The 18,266-nt window shown below is 55.7% G+C and carries 21 protein-coding genes; 2 read left to right on the top strand and 19 right to left on the bottom strand.

Features of this window, described 5'->3' with window-relative positions:
• Nucleotides 1-34: 34 nt before the first annotated feature.
• The 12 genes from MOQ06_RS18900 to MOQ06_RS18845 all read right to left on the bottom strand — a co-directional run bounded on the left by MOQ06_RS18900 (nucleotide 35) and on the right by MOQ06_RS18845 (nucleotide 9,781).
• Entirely contained in the window at nucleotides 35-673 is a 639-nt protein-coding gene (locus MOQ06_RS18900; RefSeq protein WP_242174408.1) for a hypothetical protein, read from the bottom strand.
• Nucleotides 666-1,715 (bottom strand): plasmid segregation protein ParM domain-containing protein, encoded by a 1,050-nt coding sequence (gene parM / locus MOQ06_RS18895; protein WP_242174407.1) that lies wholly within the window; start codon nucleotides 1,713-1,715, stop codon nucleotides 666-668. Before parM ends, MOQ06_RS18900 begins: the two co-directional genes overlap by 8 nt.
• 41 nt (nucleotides 1,716-1,756) lie before the next feature.
• Nucleotides 1,757-2,467, bottom strand: a complete 711-nt coding sequence (locus tag MOQ06_RS18890; protein ID WP_242174405.1) for a C40 family peptidase — start codon at nucleotides 2,465-2,467, stop codon at nucleotides 1,757-1,759.
• A gap of 93 nt (nucleotides 2,468-2,560) precedes the next feature.
• The gene (gene lafU / locus MOQ06_RS18885) at nucleotides 2,561-3,490 is read right to left on the bottom strand and encodes a putative lateral flagellar export/assembly protein LafU (protein WP_242174404.1); all 930 of its coding nucleotides are present in this window, start codon (nucleotides 3,488-3,490) and stop codon (nucleotides 2,561-2,563) included.
• Complete coding sequence (gene motA, locus MOQ06_RS18880; RefSeq protein ID WP_148420472.1) at nucleotides 3,490-4,353, bottom strand: flagellar motor stator protein MotA; 864 nt, start codon at nucleotides 4,351-4,353, stop codon at nucleotides 3,490-3,492. The genes lafU and motA overlap by 1 nt, the downstream gene beginning before the upstream one ends.
• A gap of 7 nt (nucleotides 4,354-4,360) precedes the next feature.
• A complete protein-coding gene (locus MOQ06_RS18875; RefSeq protein ID WP_148420471.1) occupies nucleotides 4,361-5,062 on the bottom strand; it encodes a FliA/WhiG family RNA polymerase sigma factor in 702 nt (233 codons plus the stop codon).
• A gap of 13 nt (nucleotides 5,063-5,075) precedes the next feature.
• Nucleotides 5,076-5,546 carry a flagellar basal body-associated FliL family protein gene (locus MOQ06_RS18870; protein ID WP_176609042.1) on the bottom strand — a complete coding sequence of 157 codons (471 nt, stop codon included), beginning with the start codon at nucleotides 5,544-5,546 and terminating at the stop codon, nucleotides 5,076-5,078.
• An 11-nt stretch (nucleotides 5,547-5,557) separates the two neighbouring features.
• A complete protein-coding gene (locus MOQ06_RS18865) occupies nucleotides 5,558-6,634 on the bottom strand; it encodes a flagellar hook-length control protein FliK (RefSeq protein ID WP_242174401.1) in 1,077 nt (358 codons plus the stop codon).
• Nucleotides 6,634-6,933, bottom strand: a complete 300-nt coding sequence (locus MOQ06_RS18860) for a hypothetical protein (protein ID WP_227009605.1) — start codon at nucleotides 6,931-6,933, stop codon at nucleotides 6,634-6,636. Before MOQ06_RS18860 ends, MOQ06_RS18865 begins: the two co-directional genes overlap by 1 nt.
• A gap of 2 nt (nucleotides 6,934-6,935) precedes the next feature.
• Entirely contained in the window at nucleotides 6,936-7,328 is a 393-nt protein-coding gene (gene fliS / locus MOQ06_RS18855; protein ID WP_176609044.1) for a flagellar export chaperone FliS, read from the bottom strand.
• Nucleotides 7,329-7,349: 21 nt separating this feature from the next.
• Nucleotides 7,350-8,684 (bottom strand): flagellar filament capping protein FliD, encoded by a 1,335-nt coding sequence (gene fliD / locus MOQ06_RS18850; RefSeq protein ID WP_242174398.1) that lies wholly within the window; start codon nucleotides 8,682-8,684, stop codon nucleotides 7,350-7,352.
• A gap of 203 nt (nucleotides 8,685-8,887) precedes the next feature.
• Entirely contained in the window at nucleotides 8,888-9,781 is an 894-nt protein-coding gene (locus MOQ06_RS18845) for a flagellin (protein WP_242174396.1), read from the bottom strand.
• A 775-nt stretch (nucleotides 9,782-10,556) separates the two neighbouring features.
• Here MOQ06_RS18845 and MOQ06_RS18840 point away from each other — a divergent pair.
• Together MOQ06_RS18840 and MOQ06_RS18835 are read left to right on the top strand one after the other, a co-directional pair.
• On the top strand, nucleotides 10,557-11,489 hold the full coding sequence (locus MOQ06_RS18840) for a transcriptional regulator (RefSeq protein WP_242174395.1): 933 nt from the start codon (nucleotides 10,557-10,559) through the stop codon (nucleotides 11,487-11,489).
• Nucleotides 11,461-11,928, top strand: coding sequence for a hypothetical protein (locus tag MOQ06_RS18835; protein WP_242174394.1), 468 nt, complete (start codon nucleotides 11,461-11,463; stop codon nucleotides 11,926-11,928). Before MOQ06_RS18840 ends, MOQ06_RS18835 begins: the two co-directional genes overlap by 29 nt.
• Before the next feature lie 25 nt (nucleotides 11,929-11,953).
• Here MOQ06_RS18835 and MOQ06_RS18830 read toward each other — a convergent pair whose 3' ends face one another.
• From MOQ06_RS18830 to flgG, 7 genes are read right to left on the bottom strand one after another with little or no spacing between them, the layout of a single operon-like run.
• Nucleotides 11,954-12,964 (bottom strand): hypothetical protein, encoded by a 1,011-nt coding sequence (locus tag MOQ06_RS18830; RefSeq protein ID WP_242174393.1) that lies wholly within the window; start codon nucleotides 12,962-12,964, stop codon nucleotides 11,954-11,956.
• 6 nt (nucleotides 12,965-12,970) lie between these two features.
• Entirely contained in the window at nucleotides 12,971-13,885 is a 915-nt protein-coding gene (gene flgL / locus MOQ06_RS18825) for a flagellar hook-associated protein FlgL (RefSeq protein WP_242174392.1), read from the bottom strand.
• A gap of 22 nt (nucleotides 13,886-13,907) precedes the next feature.
• Complete coding sequence (gene flgK / locus MOQ06_RS18820; RefSeq protein WP_242174391.1) at nucleotides 13,908-15,275, bottom strand: flagellar hook-associated protein FlgK; 1,368 nt, start codon at nucleotides 15,273-15,275, stop codon at nucleotides 13,908-13,910.
• 3 nt (nucleotides 15,276-15,278) lie between these two features.
• Nucleotides 15,279-15,668 carry a rod-binding protein gene (locus tag MOQ06_RS18815; protein ID WP_242174390.1) on the bottom strand — a complete coding sequence of 130 codons (390 nt, stop codon included), beginning with the start codon at nucleotides 15,666-15,668 and terminating at the stop codon, nucleotides 15,279-15,281.
• Nucleotides 15,668-16,759, bottom strand: a complete 1,092-nt coding sequence (locus tag MOQ06_RS18810) for a flagellar basal body P-ring protein FlgI (protein ID WP_176609053.1) — start codon at nucleotides 16,757-16,759, stop codon at nucleotides 15,668-15,670. Before MOQ06_RS18810 ends, MOQ06_RS18815 begins: the two co-directional genes overlap by 1 nt.
• A gap of 11 nt (nucleotides 16,760-16,770) precedes the next feature.
• A complete protein-coding gene (gene flgH, locus MOQ06_RS18805; protein WP_242174389.1) occupies nucleotides 16,771-17,436 on the bottom strand; it encodes a flagellar basal body L-ring protein FlgH in 666 nt (221 codons plus the stop codon).
• A 24-nt stretch (nucleotides 17,437-17,460) separates the two neighbouring features.
• Nucleotides 17,461-18,246, bottom strand: coding sequence for a flagellar basal-body rod protein FlgG (gene flgG / locus MOQ06_RS18800; protein WP_148420467.1), 786 nt, complete (start codon nucleotides 18,244-18,246; stop codon nucleotides 17,461-17,463).
• Between the last annotated feature and the right edge of the window lie 20 nt (nucleotides 18,247-18,266).

The following is an 18,266-nucleotide window of genomic DNA, read 5'->3' as shown; positions in this document are numbered from 1 at the left end:
TTTTTTTGGCGCATCGTCCGTCGCTCCCCTGGCCTTAAAAAATGCCTTTCTTGCGGATTTGCTTCATTTTTTCCGTTGGCGCATTCAGGGCATTCACGTCCAGCGTTTCCGTTAGCCCTTTTTTAGCCGTTTCGGCCTCGGCGGCCCGACCGGACATCCGTAGCTGTTGTAGCAGCACGTTTTGCTGGTCGAGCAGGGCCTTAAGCTGCGCCACTTCGCTATGTAACTGCTCCAGCGCCTGGCGTGAGGCTTCATCCGGCGCGCTCTGTCGCTGTAGTGCGTCCGACATCAGCGCGCGCATCTGTCGCAACTGTTGCTTGCTAAACTCACCGCTCGACGCGGGCGTTTCTGGCGCGGACGCCGTAGCGACTGGCAGGAGTTCGCCGCTTGCCAGCTCGCTGCACAGCGCCTCCAGAGTTAACGCTTCGCGCCCCAGCGACTCGGCAATATGGCTGCACAGCGGCGGGCTCAGCAGCTGTAGCTGTAGACCGGCAAGGTAAACGTTGCGATGGAAACGACGCATTTCCATGCTGATATCACCCGGGTTACTGCCCGCCTGGCTAAGCGCCTGATGCCACTTTTTCAGCTGTAGCATCGCGCGCAGGTCCGCGCGCGATTGCTCTGGCGACAAATGCAGCGATAGATCAACGCGGCGAATGCGCCTGTTACTCATCTTCGCCCACCTCGGCCATGCGCGGCTCGGCTACCGTCTCCACGCCGCTCTCGGCGTGATAGAGGCATATCTCGCGCGACAGCGCGCTCTGCGGGTTATCAATCGCAATCACCCGGTCGCCGAGCGTCGCATAGGCCTCGCGAACGGCGGATTCCACCAGGTGCGCACCGCCCCCGACCAGATAAACCCGGTTAGGGTTTTTGGCGAATTTCTTCGCTTCATAAGCCACCTGGTCACCCAACTCCTGGATCTTAATTTCCACCCGCTCCAGGATCTCTTCAATACGCGACTCATCGTTGATGACGCTTTTGACAAAATCCATATCGTGGCGGCGTTTAATCAGCTCATTCGCTACCAGATAGCTGGAGTCGCTGTCGGCCGCCGCCAGCAGCTTGCGGGTAGCGTCGGTCACCATCGCTACGCCAATCTCGTTGTTCCCGTAAATCGCGGAGACATCGTCGAACTCGCCGACAATAATCCCCATATCCAGCGTGGTGCCACCGCAGTCAATGACCAGCGAGCGGGTGAATTCGGTAACGCTGGAGTTCAGAAGATGCGAAAGCGCGGCGGGCAGGCTTTCCGGCATCACCTGAACATCGACGATACGGAACAGCTCACCTTTATTGAGAGAGATATCCCGCATCAGGTTACGGCGCTTAGCCTCAATGCGGCTTTCGTTGCGCTGGCAGTCATCCGGGTTATAGAACTGGGTAATCGGCAACGTGACGATCACCTCCACGTCACACGGCGTAATGCCGGTCAGCAGCAGCGCATGGTGTACCGCCAGCAGGTTAAGATCGTCATATTGATAGTCAATATGGGTGGTGGATAACGCCTTATCGGAGGTCGCATCATAGGTATATTTGGTGGTGCCGATGGTGTAGTTGTAGACCGACTGACCGCGCAGCAGTGCCGCACTTTTCCAGTCCTTGCGGAAGGAGTTCGGTGATACCATCGTCTTCAGCGTGCCGTTCTCAATCCAGCTAATTTTTACGTTTGTAGATCCATCATCAATGGCGAATTTCATACGGGTTACGGTCATGATTTTCTCAGTCCAAAAGGGAGTTTAGAGGTCAGGCCAGGCTACAGAACGCGCCGGGCACCCAAATAACGGGATTGCCAGAAATTGTCAGAAAGCTGGCTGATACGGATCTTCAGTCCGGTACGTGGCGCTTCAATAAAACGGCCATCACCGAGATACACACCAACGTGATCCGCGCCGGGTCGCTGGTTAATGTTGAAAAAGACGAGATCGCCACGCCGCAGCTTTTGCTGCTTGACGGGCTTCAGGGCGTTGTCCTGAAACATGCCGTTGGCGGTGCGCGGCAGCTTGCGATCCAGTACATGATTAAAGGCGTAGAAGACCAGCCCGCTACAGTCGAAGCCGTCGCTCGGGCTGTCGCCGCCCCACAGATAGGGTTTACCAAGCTGGCTCTCCAGGCGATGTATCACCGTTCGCAGCTTGATGAGCGTCTTTTGCGGGGAGCGCGTCGTCACTGCGCCATCCTGCACCTCATCCCAGAGCGCCTCGGAGCCGCCCAGGTTGCCAGGAGCCCAGCGGGCGTGCATCGCCAGCATCTCCCGATTTCGGGCGCGCTCGGCCTGCTGCCGCGCAATCTCGAGACGCTTCTGCTCTGGCGTCGGCGGCACCACGGCGACACGCTTTTTCGCTTTCGCCATCAGCCGCAGACGATTTTGCTTGCGCTTTTGCGCGTCACTGTGAGCGCTGGACTCCGGGATTTTTGCCTGTAAAGGGATTGCGCTGGCGTGCCCCGGCAACAACAGCAGCAGCAAAAAAAAGTAAAAAAAACGTACCTGGTGGGAGACAGTCCGCCCAGGTACAAATGCAGTGGTAAGGAGGAAAAGGTTCACAGCACAACAATCGGGTTAATGGTCTTGAGTGAGTTTTTCGGTCAGTGGCTTAATGACTTTTTCACCGTGCTGACCGAAAAATTGATACAGCGAATCACTGGCCGAGTGTGTCAACACCATGATTTCAATACGCCGGTTAGCCGAACTCAGCGGATGCTCAGGATCGAGCAGCATCTGGTCAGCCATGCCGCTGACCTGCAAAACTTTATTGGGATCCAGGCCGCTGCGGGTCAGCACCGAGCGCGCCTGCATGGCGCGCTCGCCGGAGAGATTCCAGTTGTTATAAAGCACCTGATCGCGAAAGCGCGTGGCATCGGTATGTCCCGTGATGATGATTTTGTTATTAATTTTGTTCAGTTCGGGCGCAAACTCGGTGAGCAAGCGCTTAAAGAATGGCGTCAGGATGGCGCTGCTGCGCTGGAACATCTCGCGTTTGCGATCGTCGGTGATGAGGATGCGCAGCCCCTGCGGCACAATCTCCATCTTCAGGTTGGCCTGTGCATCATAGGCCGAGGTGATCTTCATAATGATGCGCGCCAGATCCTCAATCTCGCTTTTAGACCGCGCGTTAACCTCTTTCAGGCTCTCCGTCTTCTCACTCTGAACCGCTGGCGTGACTTCTTTCTTCGCCTGCGTTTCAGGCCGATCTTTTTTTCTGGCGTGACGCGTGTCAAACAGCGAAATTTCGCCGCCGTTCCCCTCTTTTTGGGTGACAGGAGTTAACGTATTACCTTCAAAAATAGACTCGCCGTTCAGAAGCGAGACAATCTCTTTACGTTCCTCTTCCGTCACCGCGCCCATAATCCAAAGCACCATAAACAGCGCCATCATCGCCAGCGTAAAATCGGCGAAGGCAACCTTCCACGCGCCGCCGTGAAAAGCGTCATGGCTTTTGCGCGAGGAGCGTTTGATGATGGTGGTATGTCCTTTTTTGCTGTTACGCATCAGGATCCACCCGTCATCTGTTCTACCCAACCGTCAAGGGTGGCAAACGTAGGCTTGGAATCCATTGGCAGCATTTTGCGGCCCGCATCCACCGCCAGTAGCGTCGGCTTACCGGCCACGTGATTAACCAGCACCGTACGCACGCACTCCAGTACCGCGAGCTGTTTTTTTGTGCGCTGCTCCATCGCGTTCGCAACAGGATCCATTAAGCAATAGCAGAAGAAGACGCCGAGAAACGTCCCCACCAGCGCAGCGGCCACTTTCACCCCAATCACCGCAATGGAACCGTCGATGGACTGCATGGTAATGATGATGCCCAACACCGCGGCGCAGATACCGAAGCCCGGCATCGCTTCAGCGGTACGCTGCAGGGAGCGGGACGGCTGGAGAAGGTTCTCTTCCATGGCAACCAGCTCCTGCTCAAGAATGCCTTCCAGCTCGTGTTCGTTAATCTTGCCCATTGCCATCAGGCGGAAGTTATCCGAGATAAACGTCACCAGTGCCTTATCGTGCAGCATGAGCGGGTATCGCTGGAACAGCTCGCTGTTTTCTGGCGCCTCGATGTGCTCATCCAGCACCTTCAGGCCGCCGTCCTGCACCAGCTCCAGCAGCTCATATAACAGCATCAGCAGCTGGCGCTGATATTCACTGGTGTATTCGTTTTTGCGCATAATGCCGCGAAACTGGCGGTACATTTCCGACAGAACGGCGCGAGGGTTGGCAAGCACCATGGCGCCTAAGCCCGCGCCAAGAATGATGATAATTTCACCGGGCTGCCAGAAAGAGGCGAGATGGCCGCCGGACATGAGAAAGCCGCCAACCACGCAGCCCAGGATAATTACGATACCGAAGAATTTCTGCATACACCTTTCACTTCTGGAAAAAAGACTGAATTTTTTGGGCGATTTTTTTATTGAGCTGACACACTCTGGCTTCCGTTAAATCAAGAACCAGAGCGATTTCTTTCAGGCTCATCTCATGCTGGTAATAGAGCGTCATGATCAGCTGTTCACGCTCGTCCAGCGCTGCCAGCGCGCTGCGCAGCGTCCGGCTGGTGACGATTTCGTCCTCCAGCTTTCGGCTATCCAGCGCACCCGTCAGGGCGTCATTGCCTAACAGTTCATCCAGGCTCTCTATCGTTTTGGCGCAGTCCAGCAATAAATATTCCTGATACTCCTCCGCGGAGATGGACAGATGGCGGCTAATATCTTCAAACGTGGGCGTCCGCCCAAGCTGGCGCGCAATATCGCGGATACTGTCGTTTAGCTTGTGCGTTTTTTGCCGCAGACGACGGGGGCGCCAGTCCAGCAGACGCAGTTCGTCCAGTACCGCCCCGCGAATGCGCTGTACGGCGTAGGCGGCAAACTGGGCATCCGGATGCCCGTAGCGGCGCAGCGAGGTCAACAGCCCCATCAGGGCAATCTGCTCCATATCTTCCCGATCGATCACGCTGCTGGTCTGATACGAGAGCTGTTTGACCACTTTGTTGACCAGCGGCAAATACGCGCTGACATAGCGCGCTTCATCTGCCGCCGTCAGGGTGTCGCTGGCGATAAAGTCCATCATTTCCATTACGGCTTAACCGTCACTGGAAGACCATTTTGCTGATGATGACGTCCTCAAAGGGGACATCCATCTTCAGGCTTTTGAACCGTTCGACGTAGGCTGCCTGCAGCTTATCGTGCAGCTGGTTAACGCTCATTGCGCGCACGTCGTCGTAGTCGAGATCGGAAAGCAGGCTCACCGTGGCGCCACGCACCGCGGGGATCATGTCTCTCGCTTTACTCGCGTCTTCCGTACTGCTGGTCGCCAGGTTCAGCTCCAGCAACAGATAGCGTTCCGTGTCCCCGTTTCCTTTCAGGGTGATAACGACGTTTTTAATCTCCACAAACTCCACGGTCTCTTTGTCAGAACTGGTGAATATCCCGGATAAGAAACTGCTGCCTGTTGCTTCATCCATGCGCAGCAGATGAGTACCCACTACCGTCATTCCCGCCGCCAGCATGGCGGTGAAGAGCGCGATAACGAGGCCGAAAGAGAGTGTTTTTACGTTCATATAGTCTTGTCTTAAACCGTCAGTAGTACCGAGTCATCGCTGCGGAGATCCTGCGACTCCGTCGTGTGGGTCGCGATTTCCGCTCCCGCCAGGATGGCGTTATGCTGCCCGGTGAAGGATTGTCCTCTGCCCTGCTGCTGTCCCCCGGACTGGGATGACACCTGCACGTTGACCTGGACAAAATGTTGCTCCGTCAGGCTCTGACGAAGGTCGTTGCTCGTTTGCTGCAGGGCGCGATAGACCTCAGCATGGCTGGCGTTGATCTGCACCTGCACGCGTCCGCTTTCGACCTGCATGGAAATATCAATTTTGCCCATATCCGGCGGATCGAGGCGGATGGTGGCATGCTGGACCTGCTGCTTTACCTGCACCTGCAAACGCTCGCCCAGCGCACGCTGTAGCTGTTCACCCCAGCGCGAAGGCTCCGGATCCATTTTCAGGGTGGTGGTGGTCGTTGCCGGTGCGGCCGCCGGCGTGGCGGTAATATCGCTTGCCGGCAGCGGCGCAAAGGTGTTCGTCTGCGCCGCCGGAACCATCGCCGTTATCAGCGCTGGAGCGACGCTATGAAGAACGGGCTGCGGGCTCGCCGCGGAATCGGTGGGACTCGCCGGTGACGGCACCGGATACTGATGTGAAAGCGAGGCAGAGATGCCCATCGGCACTCCCTTCGCCGCTCCCTGCGTCACCCCCTGCGGATGCAGGTTTTTCAGCATGACATCATCGACGGGCTGCGCTTTACCGGGAAAGCCAGCAGAAGCGTGCACCGGAATCTGGCTGGTCATCAGCAGCGCTTCCAGCAGCTGCTGCTGCGCATCAGCCCTGAGCAGTGAATCTCCCGGCACCGGCTCGTTAGCGGTTTCCTCGTCATCGTCACTGCCTTGCGGGAGCGGCACCGCGCTTACGGCAATATCGCGTGTCGCCTTCCCCTGTCCGATCATGAGTGAATCAATCACGTTCAGCAGCGCGTCGTTGAACGCCGCCGGGGTTTGTGTGGTATGCGTTACCGCTTTCGGGCCTGCAATGGGTTCGGCCTGCATAGGCAGGCCAGAACCGTTAACCAGGCCCTGCGCCAGGTTGAGGATATCCATCAGCGCATTCCTTCATCGTCAGCAAACTGGGCATACGCGGCCGCCCCTTCACGATTGCGCATCGTCAGGTTAAGCTTGACGGCCAGCCTGTCGCTCTCTACCTGGCAGTAATCACGCGCCTGAAGGTGGATCTTTTTCAGGTTATCCAGCGCCTGTCGCTCGTCCACCTCCAGCGTTTTCCCCTGAATCGCGGTCAGTAGCTCGGCGATTTTGGCGTCAACGTTCATGACGGCGGACCAGTTATGATCCTCCGTCGCCTGGCGTAAACCCCGCGTCAGGGCCTGAATGACGTGCAGCATCCTCATGCCCCCTGGCCCATTCGCTGCCAGCCGTCCTGGATGTTGCCAAGGATCGTTTCCACTTCGTCAATGATGTCGACCGAGAGCTTATGGCTGGCGTCATACAGGCGATAAACGCAGTAGTCGTATAGGTTCGCCAGGCTCAGCGCCAGTTCGCCGCCCTTTTCAAAATCCAGCGCGCTGGTTAGCGCGTTGAGAATGTCGATGCACTTATTGATGCTCTGGGCCTTACGCTCGTAGCGACGGGCAACAATATGGCTTTTGGCACGAACAAGCTCATCCATCAGGCCGTTAAACAGCATCAGCACCAGCTGATGCGGATTCGCCGCCGAGGCCTGAATAGCCAGATCGGATTGTTGATACAGGCCGTAGCCTTCCTGATCATTTCCGTACATTGAAAGTCGGTTCCCTTAGAATTAAACAAACATGCTCATGGTGTTGTTCATCTGCGTCATGACTTTTTGCAGCTGCGTAAACTGCTTGTAGTAGCGGTTGTAAGAGGCGTCATAACGCAAGTTCATTTTTTCGGTTTTGGTATCGATGTCAGTTTTTTGCCGATCGAGGATTTCCTGGCGTCCCTTCAGCATGCCGCTGCTGGTGCTGAGGTATTTATCCAGCGATTTATCCATCGCCTTGAGCATGCCGTCGTTGCCGTTGAAGAACTGCGCGACGGTCTGCGGATCGTTTTTGAGCTGCTTCTCCAGCACGTCAGCATCGAGGGTGAGCTTGCCGTCTTTATCGGCGGAGATGCCGAACTTACTCATGTTCTGGTCACCAAAGGTGCCGCGCAGCAGATTGCCAATATCGGTGCCGAGCGAGGACATCGTTGCATCACCGGCAAACGCGCCGCGCTTTTCCGAGCTGCTGCCGCTTTTCGTCATGCCGGTGAGGGTATCGCGCAGGGTGTTGTAGGCATCGAGAAACGCCTGGATCTGGTTTTTCGTTTCGGTGTTATCGGTGTCGATCGAAATCACCAGCGGTTTGTTCTTTTCGGTAGTGCCGGTTAGCTTAATAGAGACGCCATCGACCAGATCGTCCAGGGTGTTGGAACTGCTGGCATACTGTCTGGTGGAATCGCCGAGCGTGAAGAGCGCGTCCTTTCCGTCAGTAATCGTTTGTTGGTCTGCAAAAATATCCTGGCCGGCAGACATGCCGCTGGTATCCATCTCGATTTTGTACTTCGCGCCACTCTGGTCACTGCTCAGCATGAGCGAGACTTTGCCGTCAATTCGCATCAGTGAAGCGGTAACTCCGTTCTGCCCGCTGGCCGCCGTGGTGGAAGTGGGATCCGACGCGCTCGGGAAGTCAGTTTTATTAATCGCATCGGCAAAATCAGCAAGGCTGTCCAGACCATCCATATCAATCTCCATGCTCTCGCCATTGAGATTGATCTTCAGGGTTCCGCTCGCATTTTTAATCGCGTCATCGTCCAGCTTGTCGAAACTGATCTGCTGAGCGGTCGCCAGTTGGGTGACGTTCAGGCTGTAGGTCCCTTTACGCGCGCTGGCACTGGCGTTAATCGTCGCAATCCCCTCCTGGTTCATGGTGGCGATATTTTTCAGGACGCTGGCGCTGCTGGAATTCAGGGCATTAATTGACGTGCGGAACGTCGTTAGCGCGGTACGCAGCGACGAAAGGGCTGACGACTGGGCTTCATAGGTTTTTGTCTGGGTGGCAATCGCGTTTTGCAGTGCAAGGACGTCGTAGGTCGCCAGTGTTGTCGCCATCTGTTTTGGATCGAAATCAGACATTATTGGTTCTCCTGGCACGCAAATATAGTTCGGTATGCTTCAAACATAGCAACTATCGTGCCAATTTTTTATTAGTGATTTTTCAGGTAGTTATGCACAAGCTGGAAGGGGGGCTTCCGCTTTTTCCGCCTGGGGGAAAGGCGAAGCCGGATACAAAAACACCGCCATACAGCGGTGTTTTTTCAGCTTTTATCCAGAGTGGATTAGCCCAGCAGATTCATTACCATGCCGGACATGCTGTTGGACTGCTTCAGCATGGACATACTGGTTTGCGCCAGCATCTGGTTACGGGTCATGCTTGACGCTTCGGAGGCCATGTCTGCATCGCGGATATTGCTCAGCGCCAGATCGGTGTTGTCTTTCATGTTCGCCAGGTTCGCCGCCGTGTGGCTCAGACGGTTAATGCTCGCACCCATTTTGGAACGAACGGCACCGACTTGATCCAGAGTCGTTTCCAGCGAGCTCATCAGAGCTTTTGCACTTTCGGCGTCCGTCAGTTCAAGCTTACCGCTGGCGTTTACTGCACTAGCCGTGCCCTGAATAGTTGAGAACAGACCACCAGAGGTAGTCAGCGCGCCTGCGCCGCTAGCGCCGAGTTCAGCAGACAGGTTAATCTTCATGGTTTCATCAGTAGAAGAACCGATCTGGAAGTTCAGCTCTTTAGCGAACTTACCGGATGCGCCGAACAGTTTGTCACCCGCGTAAGAGGTGTTGTTCATGATGTTGCCCAGCTCAGCGTTCAGGTCGTTCAGCTCGGAGTTGATCGCGTCACGGTCTTTCTGAGTGTTGGTGTCGTTCGCTGCCTGCGTTGCGAGGTCTTTCATGCGGTACATGATGTTGCTCACTTCATCGAACGCCCCTTCAGAGGTTTGCAGCAGCGCGGTCGCATCGGCGATGTTACGCTTTGCAACGTCCATACCGTTGGTCTGGCCCTGCAGACGGGTCGCGATCTGCAGACCTGCCGCATCGTCAGCAGCGGAGTTAATGCGTTTACCGGTACCCAGGCGCTCCATTGCGGTGGACAGCATGTTGTTGGCTTTATTCATCGCATTGGTAGATGCCATGGAGGAAGAGCTGGTAAAGATAGAGAATGACATAAGGATTCCTTTTTCGTCCTGGTGATACAGATGGTGTATTCAGTAAAGACGACACGGCAGGCGCGAAGATTAAATCAACGATTACCGAATGCTTATTTTTTACGCAGGCATAGAAATAGCAGCTTGATTTCTAAGGATTAAAAATTGCTAAAAGGCTCACGCCACCGATCTTTTTTCATCGCGACTTTTCACCGGCAGGACAGGGGCATTTTGGCACCTTTATTAATAATATTTAATATAAAAAGTAACGTTCTTATTTATCCGGTTTCATTCGGAAACAAATATAAAAGCTTTATTAAAGCGGCCAAAAATCCAATAAATTAAATGGGAATTATTATTTTTTTAAGTTCGCCACAGAAACAATGATCATTATCAAACAGATCACACCAATAACACAACACCTTCACTTTTTAATCATCTAAATAACATAAGTTTTATTTAATGATTCTTGTTAACCATAAAACAAACTGCTTCATTTCTTCCTGCTCGCTGAGTTAAAAATGGTGTTGCGCATCACATTTTAATCGCGTAAAAAGAGGGCAGGAAACGATCATTCCTTCCCTTATGGGCGTAAAACAGATGAAAACCTTCCCGCTGTAGCATAAAATCGAGCAACAACAGGGAAGACTACGTCCTCTTTTAATCTCCGCAGGCATGCGGCATTCATTAAGAATTCTAAATGGAGTTAACAACTCAATCGGATAACCTCTGATCCCTCCGGGTGTTCAACAGGTTATCGCCATAATAATGGGGTGGTTGAATCCATAACATATAAATGAATAAACGTTATTGCTCCGTAAATAATTGGCTGGTTGACGTCGCTTCAGGCTCTATTCTCCATTTAACCACAGGGGAACGAAAGCGCCTGGGTGAATATCAGCTCAAGCTGCTGGATATTCTGGTTCAGGATGCGGGTAAAATATTTACCCGCGAAGAGTTAACGACCCTGGTCTGGGAACGCCGGGTCATCGGCAATAATAGCTTGCCGAATGCCATTCACGCTTTGCGTACCGCATTAGAGGATGATGGTAAAAACCAGCGCATCATCAAGACTATTCCGCGCAAGGGCTATCTGATTGAGCCCGAGTATTGTCGTCAGATCGAAACCGATGAGCCTTGCGATGGGGAAGATGCAGAGGCTGACGTTCCGCCTGTCGAGGCGTCGCTTAACGCTGAGCCTCTGGCTGAACCGGAGCAGCATGAAGGTAACGACGATCCTGCACCGGTAATGGAGCCCGTCCCGGTGCTGAAGCCGGAAAGGCGTCGTCATGGCATCGTTAGCTTTTTACTGGTGATGGCCGCCACCGCCCTCTTTACGGCAGCCGCCTGCTGGTACCTGCTGGGCGGCTACAGCGAACATCTGGTTTCACGGGAGATCCAGCCGGGCGTTTACAGCAATATCCACATTTACGCCGTCGAAACGGCAGGCGATCCGCCCTATATCTCCGTGAATCTGTACGGCAAGTTAAAAGACTCGCTGTATGCCATCAACCAGCAGATCCAGATGCAGTCCGCTACGATGCAGATCTTCTTTCACAGCACCAATTCGTCGCTGAACTACAGCTTCACGCTGTCCAATAAATGCGACAATAAACAGCTGGCGATGTCCATTTACCACTGGCGTACCGATACGGACCAACTCAACAACCTGATCCTGCGAGAAACCCGAAGGAAGCTTCATGAACTGGCTACGTGCAAAACGCCTTAACGTGGCGATCGTCATCGCCATTCTGGCGACGCTCGTCGTTCTGGCGTTTAAGTATTTCACCACGACCTCAACGCTACAGTACGGCAATGTGGAAGATGACTTCCAGATGGGCTTTTACGACCTGATGTCACAGCAAAAAGAGATTTACGATGTGAGCCTGAAAACCACGCGCGGCGTACTGATGGCCAATATCACCAGCCCGGACGACAACCGCTTTGTCCTGAAGGGAAAGTTTACGCCGACGCAGAAAAAACACGGGCGAATCTACTTTACGCTCACCCCAATTTACTACAGCACCGAGCAGAAGGGGCTAATGATAGATGGCCTCGTCGACCAGCTCATGTACTCCAACTACTGGATGGAGCCGCTCTCTTTTAATCACAAGTCGCTGGTGGTGGGACAAAACGGCGCGATATTCCTCTACCCGGCGTCCCGATGACGTGGCTGTCCGGCATTAATGGCCCTTAGCCCAGCAGGTTTTTAACCGTTGCCAGCCGGACGTTGGCCTGAGCACCCAGCGCCTGCGACAGCTGGCTAAAACTGTCGGCGCTGCGAGCCAGCCCCTCACCCAGGCTGCGTGAAGCGTGCAGCGCCTGCTGTGAGCTGTACACCGTCGCCATATCGTTTATACGGGCGCTGACGCGGTCCTGCTGCTGACGCAGTTTGCTGCGCTGGCTGGTGATGTGATTAAGGGTATCCTGCAACTTCATTTGCCCCTCTCGCTCCCGCCGCGCGGAGAGCGCCATCATCTCATCGCTGTTCGCGCTTTCCGCCTGCGGGGCCAGCAGGGTGAAGGCATCGGCTGGATAGAGTTTACCTTCGCCACGCACCGAAAAGTGCTGCTTCACCTGCTCCCACCTGCTCTCATCAACGCTGAACAGCAGCTGGCCGCTGTCCGTCTGGCTGGCATGGATCCCTAAGCGCCCCAGACCCACATTCAGCTTTGTCAGCGTCTGTCGCGGCGTCGCCTCTTCCGGCAGCGCAACGGCGGCCATCTCCCGTCGGGTGCCTCCAAGCGCGAAGATCAGCGTTTCCCCAGCCGGGAACTGCACTAATTTTTCGCTGCCCGGCAGGGCGAAATTAACCGCGTTCTTCTTCTCCAGCGAGGCGTTGAGATGGCGATCGATCGTACCGCCGGAAAGCTGCATACGGCGTGAAAGGTGCTTTTGCAGCGCAGCAGCCTGCACGCTGGCATCCCCGCTGCGGCCGGAAGTCTGGCGCAGCTGGAGCAGCTGCGTTTCGGTTTTCGCCAGATAGCTGTCCGCCTGCTGCACGGCGGTCAGCTGCTGATTGAGCTGTACGTTATAGCGCATCGGCCGGCGCGACAGCAGTGCGGATTCAGGAAATGAATGACGGGTAAATTCAGCGTCGGGCAAATGTACCCGCCCGACGGTCTGCGGTGCATCGATATTCCCGCGCCCGGCGGGTGCCGGTGCGCTGGAGAGCGGTGAGGATGTTTTTAAACCGACTTGCATATCATTTTACAACATACTGAAAAGATTGAGATTGCTGACCATGCTGTAGGCCTTATACGAGATCTGGACCGAGGTATTGTACAGCTGGAGTTTCGTGTAAGACTCCGCCGTCGGAGCCTCATTAAGGTCAGTTTCTAGCTGGCCGTTCGACAGGCTGACGTCGGTATGCGCATCGTTAATCAGCGTCAGGCGGTTCTGACGGCCACCGAGATCGGTAAACAGCGCCCCCAGGCTATCGCTGGTCGTCTGGGTCATATCGATCATCGCCGTCAGGTCGTCCTGGTAATCCGTCAGGCTGGCGTTCGGATCCTGCATTTTCTCACTCAGCGCTTTGAGCTTGTTCAGCATATCCAGATCGTTGCCCGAGCTGGAAAACGCGTGGGAAATATTGGTGTTTTCGGTAATGCTGACGCCGTTTGCCACCGTGGTTTCACGGGACTTCTCGTTGCCGCCAAAGACGTACTGGCCGTTGGCGTCCAGCGTTACGGTTTTGCTGTCGGTCATGGTGCCGGAGAACAGGTAGCTCCCGTTTTCGTTTTTACTGTTCATCGTCGCCACCAGCGAGTCCAGCATAGATCCCAGCTCCGCACCGTAGCTCGCCAGATCTTTCTGACTCAGCGAACCGTTATTGGCCAGCTTAAGCTTATCGCTCACGGACAGCACCTGGTTGCTGAGGGCGGTAATATGGGATTCCTGCACCGACAGCGCGCCGCTCAGGCTGGTGATGTTACTTTGATACTGCTTAATCGCCGACTGCTCGCGGCTAAGCTGTACCAGACGGCTGGCAATAACCGGATCGTCTGACGGCACGTTAACGCGCTTTTGTGTCATCAGCTGTTCCTGCAGCTTGCCCATCTGGGTGCCATTGATACCCATCTGCGACATCATGGCGTTATAGAGATAAAGGCTGCTTACTCGCATATATCAGATTCCGTGGTTGCGCTTAAAACATGCTTAGCAGATCGCTAAACACCTGGTTGCCGGTGGAAATCACCTTCATGCTCGCCTGATACGCCTGCATGTAGGCCTGCAGGTTCATCGCCTCCTGATCCTGATTCACGCCACTCAGTTTATCGCGCTGCGTTTGCGCATCATCCCTTACCGCGACGGCCGCATCCATTTCGGTTTTACTCTGCTTGCTGGCGATACCGATGGTCGAGATAATGGCCGCCGCCCCTTCGCTCAGGCTCATGTTGCCCAGGCCCGGGATATCGGTTTTCTGGTTTTTCAGCTCAAGCAGGGCGTTAAGGTTGTCGCCATTGCCCGGCTCTTTCGGATCGCCGGAGAGCGCCAGCTCGTCGGGAGACAAATCGTTCACCTGCAGGATACCCGCCGGGTTCGTTGCGTCGAACGTAAACAGCGGTTTCCCCTGCTGGCCGTTCAGGTCGTAACCCTTCTCCAGCTGCGCGTTGAACATGTCTGCCATCGCTTTCGCCATGCCCTGCACGGCGTCGCTCATCTGCCCCAGCGTACCGGTTTCATAGTCGTAGAGGGCGCCCAGCTGGCCGCCGGTTGACGGGTTCAGGGAAAATTCGCTGTTCGAAAATTTCAGCGTCAACGTGGTATTGCCGTTGCTGTCCTTACCGGTGCTCAGCGTGCCCGCCGTCTTGCCGCTCACCAGCGGCTGACCGTTGCTTAACGAGACGGTATAGCCGCTGCTGTCGTCGGTCACTTTGACGTCCGCCATCGAGCTCAGCGTCTTCACCAGCTCGTCACGCTGATCGCGCAGTACGCTGCTGTTACCGCCCGTGGAATCCATCGCAGCAATCTTCTTGTTGTACTCGGCAATGTTGCCGCTCAGGGTGTTGATTTGATCAACCATCGCCCCACGCTGCGTGTTGATGGACTCTTTCTGGCTGGAGATAAAATTGTTCATGCTGTTGAAGCGGGTAGAGAACGTTTTTGCCTGGTTCAACAGCTGCTGGCGCAGCGCCTGAGATTCCGGCTGCTGCGTCAGGGCGCTCAGGGCGCTGACAAAATCATCCAGACCCGTTCCGAGGCTCGTCGAGTCGGTACCGATCACCTTCTCCAGAGAGCTGATGTACTCATTACCCATGCTGTAGTAGCTGGCTTTGGTGTTGGTCTGCCAGACCTGGTTCACCAGGTACTGGCTGGAGATGCGGCGGATGCTGTCAACCTGTACGCCATTGCCCGGCGAGAGCCCGGCCTCGCCCATCGGGCCGATGGCGCTCTGAACAATTCCCTGACGGGTATAGCCTGCCGTCAGCACATTATTCGCGTTCATCGACGAGACGAGCATCCCCATGTTAGCCGCCTGCAGTCCGCTGTAGGCGATATCAAACATACTCATGGCTTACTCCTGTCCTTCGGTTCTGTGGAACGACACCGTATGACGTTCCTGCGATTGTCCCTGTAAAGCGGCCGCTTCCACCTGATTCTTAAGCGGGGCCGTCACCTGCGGGGAAAGCTGGTTAATAATCATCTGAGCGATGCCGGTGCTGCGCTGGGAGGCCAGCTCTGACGCCATTTTGTCATCATAGAAATCACGCATCATGCGCTGCTGTTTGCTGTTGAAGGGGTTATCTTCCCCCAGCACGTCGGAGGCCTTACGCATTTGCGATAGCATGGCGCGCAGCATCAGCGCCTCAAACTGCCCGGCGGCCTGTTCGAGCGTTTGCGGCTTTACCTGGCCGGTAATATCACCCGGCAGAATAGCGGCTTGTCGGTTAATCGAATTCAGCATTACATCACCACCAGTTCAGCATCCAGCGCCCCGGCTTCGTGCAGCGCCTGCAGGATAGCCATCGTGTCATCCGGGGCTGCCCCCAGGCTGTTAAGGGTATTGACGATACTGCGCAGGCTGGTTCCGGCTGAGATGGTCACCATCTGCCCACGTCCACGATTAACGTCAACGTCGCTCTGCGGGGTCACCACCGTCTGTCCACGGCCAAAGGCATTGGGCTGGCTGACGTTTGCGGATTCGCGAATGGTGACCGTCAGATTGCCGTGAGAAACCGCCGCGGCGCGGACGATCACCCCATCGCCGATCACCACCGTGCCGGTCCGGGCGTTAAACACCACCCGCGGCGGCTGCTTGCCGGCGTTGATCTGGACATCTTCAAGCGACGACATAAAAGCCACCCGCTCGCCCGCCCCCATTGGGGCACGCACGGAGACATTGGTGGCGCTCTGGGCCGTCGCCGTTCCTGCCCCAAACGCGTTATTCAGCGCTACCGCTACCGCGTTGGCGGTTTTAAAGCTCGGCCGCTTGAGGTTCAGCATCACCGTCGGCTCCTGCTGGAAATCGCTCGGGATTTCACGTTCCACCGAACCGCCGTTCGGTACGCGGCCTACCGTTGGCGTATTGATGGTAACGCTGGAGCCGCTATTGCCTTCCGCCTTCACGCCGCCCACGACCACATTACCCTGCGCCAGGGCATACACCTCACCGTCGGCACCGCGAAGCTGAGTCAGGAGCAGCGTTCCACCGCGCAGGCTTTTGGCATCGCCGATGGAAGAGACGGTGACGTCAATGGTTTGACCGAGCGAGTAGCCCGGCGGCAGCGTGGCGCTAATGGCGACGGCCGCGACGTTTTTCACCTTCGGGTCAATTTTGGCCGGCAGCTGGACACCAAACTGGCGCAGCATATTGGTGACCGACTGGCTGGTGAACTTCACCTGGTTTTTATCCCCGGTTCCGTCCAGACCCACTACCAGGCTATAGCCGATCAGCTGGTTACCACGTACCCCCTGAATGTCCACCACATCGCGCAAAGGCTGGGCAGCAACGCCAAGGCTGTACAGGCACAGGAGCAGTAAAATTCGTCTAAACACGCTCGACTCCGTCAGATAGGGAACAGGGGATGATTAAAGAAGCGCACCAGCCAGCCGGCCGCGTTTGCATCACTCAGCGCGCCGCGTCCGGCGTAGGAGATACGCGCGTTGGCGATACGCTGTGAGGAGACGGAGTTATCGCGCTCAATATCGTCGGCTCTTACGAGGCCGGTTACCCGCATGTACTCATCTCCCTGATTGAGGGTGAGCCATTTTTCGCCGCGGATTGCCAGCACGCCGTTGGGCAAGACTTTATAAACCGCCACGGTGATCGCTCCGCGCAGGCTGTTTTGCTGCTGCGACGTGGCGCTACCGTTGAAGTTACGGTTACCATCTACCGACCCGGACAGCTTATCCACCGAGTGGCCAAAGGCCTCCGGGATGCCGAGCGAGACGTCATTCTTCTTGCCAAAGTTCGTTCGCGCCTGCTTGCTCGCCTGGGTAGATTCGTCCAGCTTTACGGTCAGGATGTCGCCGATACGATAGGCTCGGCGATCCTGAATAAGCGACCAGTTATAGCCGCTGTTATAGACCCCACCGCCGCGAACATGCGTATCCGGCATGGCGAAGTCTTCCGGTGGCGCATACGCCGCATCGTCTTTGTGTACCAACAGCGCCGGGCTTTCACAGCCCAGCAGCATGAATGCCAGTAAACCTATCGCTACCTGCTTTTTCATCTCTTTCACTTTACCGCTCTGCCGTTACATCGACTGCGTGACAAACTTCAGCATGTCGTCAGCGGCAGAAACCATTTTGGCGTTCATTTCATAGGCGCGCTGGACGGTGATCATATCGACCATCTCCTCAACAACCTGCACGTTGGAGCCTTCCAGCGAACCCTGTTCCAGCTGGCCAAACGCCTCTTCACCGGGTACGCCTTCCACCGCTTCACCGCTGGCGGCCGTTTCTCGATAGAGGTTGCCGCCGACAGCCTCGAGACCGGCCGGATTGACAAAATTCACCAGCGTCAGCTGCCCCAGTTCAATCGGATCGGTTTCACCCGCGACCGTCGCGGTGATGGTGCCGTCTTTGCCGATCTGAATATCCTTCACGTTATCCGGCAGTTCGATTTGCGGGATCAGCGGCAGCCCCTGCGCGTTTGTCAGCACGCCTTCAGGCGATTTTTGCAGGTTACCGGCGCGGGTATAGGCGATATCACCGTTGGCCGTTTCCACCTGGAAAAAGCCCTGCCCGGTAATCGCCACGTCCAGGCTCTGCCCGGTGTTCTGGATGTTGCCGACGGTGAACTCTTTCTGGGTACCGACAATCTTGACGCCGGTACCGAACTGGATGCCCGTCGGTGAGATAGTGTCCTGATCGAGCTGGCCGCCCGGGGTGCGCTGATTCTGGTAGAACAGATCGGCGAACATGGCGCGGTCACGTTTAAAACTGGTGGTATTGACGTTCGCCAGGTTGTTGGAGATGGCGGTCATTTTGGCGTCCTGCGCCGCTAGCCCAGTTTTACTGATCCATAAAGCGGGATTCATCAGTATTCCTCAAATGTGTT

This window comes from Enterobacter sp. I4, assembly GCF_022669095.1.
In the GTDB taxonomy this organism is placed as follows: domain Bacteria; phylum Pseudomonadota; class Gammaproteobacteria; order Enterobacterales; family Enterobacteriaceae; genus Enterobacter; species Enterobacter pasteurii.
Note: the sequence above shows the minus strand (reverse complement) of the source record. Positions and strands in the feature narration are given on the sequence as shown.

Bases quoted from the DNA above. Each gene is read 5' to 3' on its own strand.
- MOQ06_RS18900 (WP_242174408.1), bottom strand. From the start codon at position 673: ATGAGTAACAGGCGCATTCGCCGCGTTGATCTATCGCTGCATTTGTCG.
- parM (WP_242174407.1), bottom strand. From the start codon at position 1,715: ATGACCGTAACCCGTATGAAATTCGCCATTGATGATGGATCTACAAAC.
- lafU (WP_242174404.1), bottom strand. From the start codon at position 3,490: ATGCGTAACAGCAAAAAAGGACATACCACCATCATCAAACGCTCCTCG.
- motA (WP_148420472.1), bottom strand. From the start codon at position 4,353: ATGCAGAAATTCTTCGGTATCGTAATTATCCTGGGCTGCGTGGTTGGC.
- MOQ06_RS18875 (WP_148420471.1), bottom strand. From the start codon at position 5,062: ATGGAAATGATGGACTTTATCGCCAGCGACACCCTGACGGCGGCAGAT.
- MOQ06_RS18870 (WP_176609042.1), bottom strand. From the start codon at position 5,546: ATGAACGTAAAAACACTCTCTTTCGGCCTCGTTATCGCGCTCTTCACC.
- MOQ06_RS18865 (WP_242174401.1), bottom strand. From the start codon at position 6,634: ATGGATATCCTCAACCTGGCGCAGGGCCTGGTTAACGGTTCTGGCCTG.
- MOQ06_RS18860 (WP_227009605.1), bottom strand. From the start codon at position 6,933: ATGCTGCACGTCATTCAGGCCCTGACGCGGGGTTTACGCCAGGCGACG.
- fliS (WP_176609044.1), bottom strand. From the start codon at position 7,328: ATGTACGGAAATGATCAGGAAGGCTACGGCCTGTATCAACAATCCGAT.
- fliD (WP_242174398.1), bottom strand. From the start codon at position 8,684: ATGTCTGATTTCGATCCAAAACAGATGGCGACAACACTGGCGACCTAC.
- MOQ06_RS18845 (WP_242174396.1), bottom strand. From the start codon at position 9,781: ATGTCATTCTCTATCTTTACCAGCTCTTCCTCCATGGCATCTACCAAT.
- MOQ06_RS18840 (WP_242174395.1), top strand. From the start codon at position 10,557: ATGAATAAACGTTATTGCTCCGTAAATAATTGGCTGGTTGACGTCGCT.
- MOQ06_RS18835 (WP_242174394.1), top strand. From the start codon at position 11,461: ATGAACTGGCTACGTGCAAAACGCCTTAACGTGGCGATCGTCATCGCC.
- MOQ06_RS18830 (WP_242174393.1), bottom strand. From the start codon at position 12,964: ATGCAAGTCGGTTTAAAAACATCCTCACCGCTCTCCAGCGCACCGGCA.
- flgL (WP_242174392.1), bottom strand. From the start codon at position 13,885: ATGCGAGTAAGCAGCCTTTATCTCTATAACGCCATGATGTCGCAGATG.
- flgK (WP_242174391.1), bottom strand. From the start codon at position 15,275: ATGAGTATGTTTGATATCGCCTACAGCGGACTGCAGGCGGCTAACATG.
- MOQ06_RS18815 (WP_242174390.1), bottom strand. From the start codon at position 15,668: ATGCTGAATTCGATTAACCGACAAGCCGCTATTCTGCCGGGTGATATT.
- flgH (WP_242174389.1), bottom strand. From the start codon at position 17,436: ATGAAAAAGCAGGTAGCGATAGGTTTACTGGCATTCATGCTGCTGGGC.
- flgG (WP_148420467.1), bottom strand. From the start codon at position 18,246: ATGAATCCCGCTTTATGGATCAGTAAAACTGGGCTAGCGGCGCAGGAC.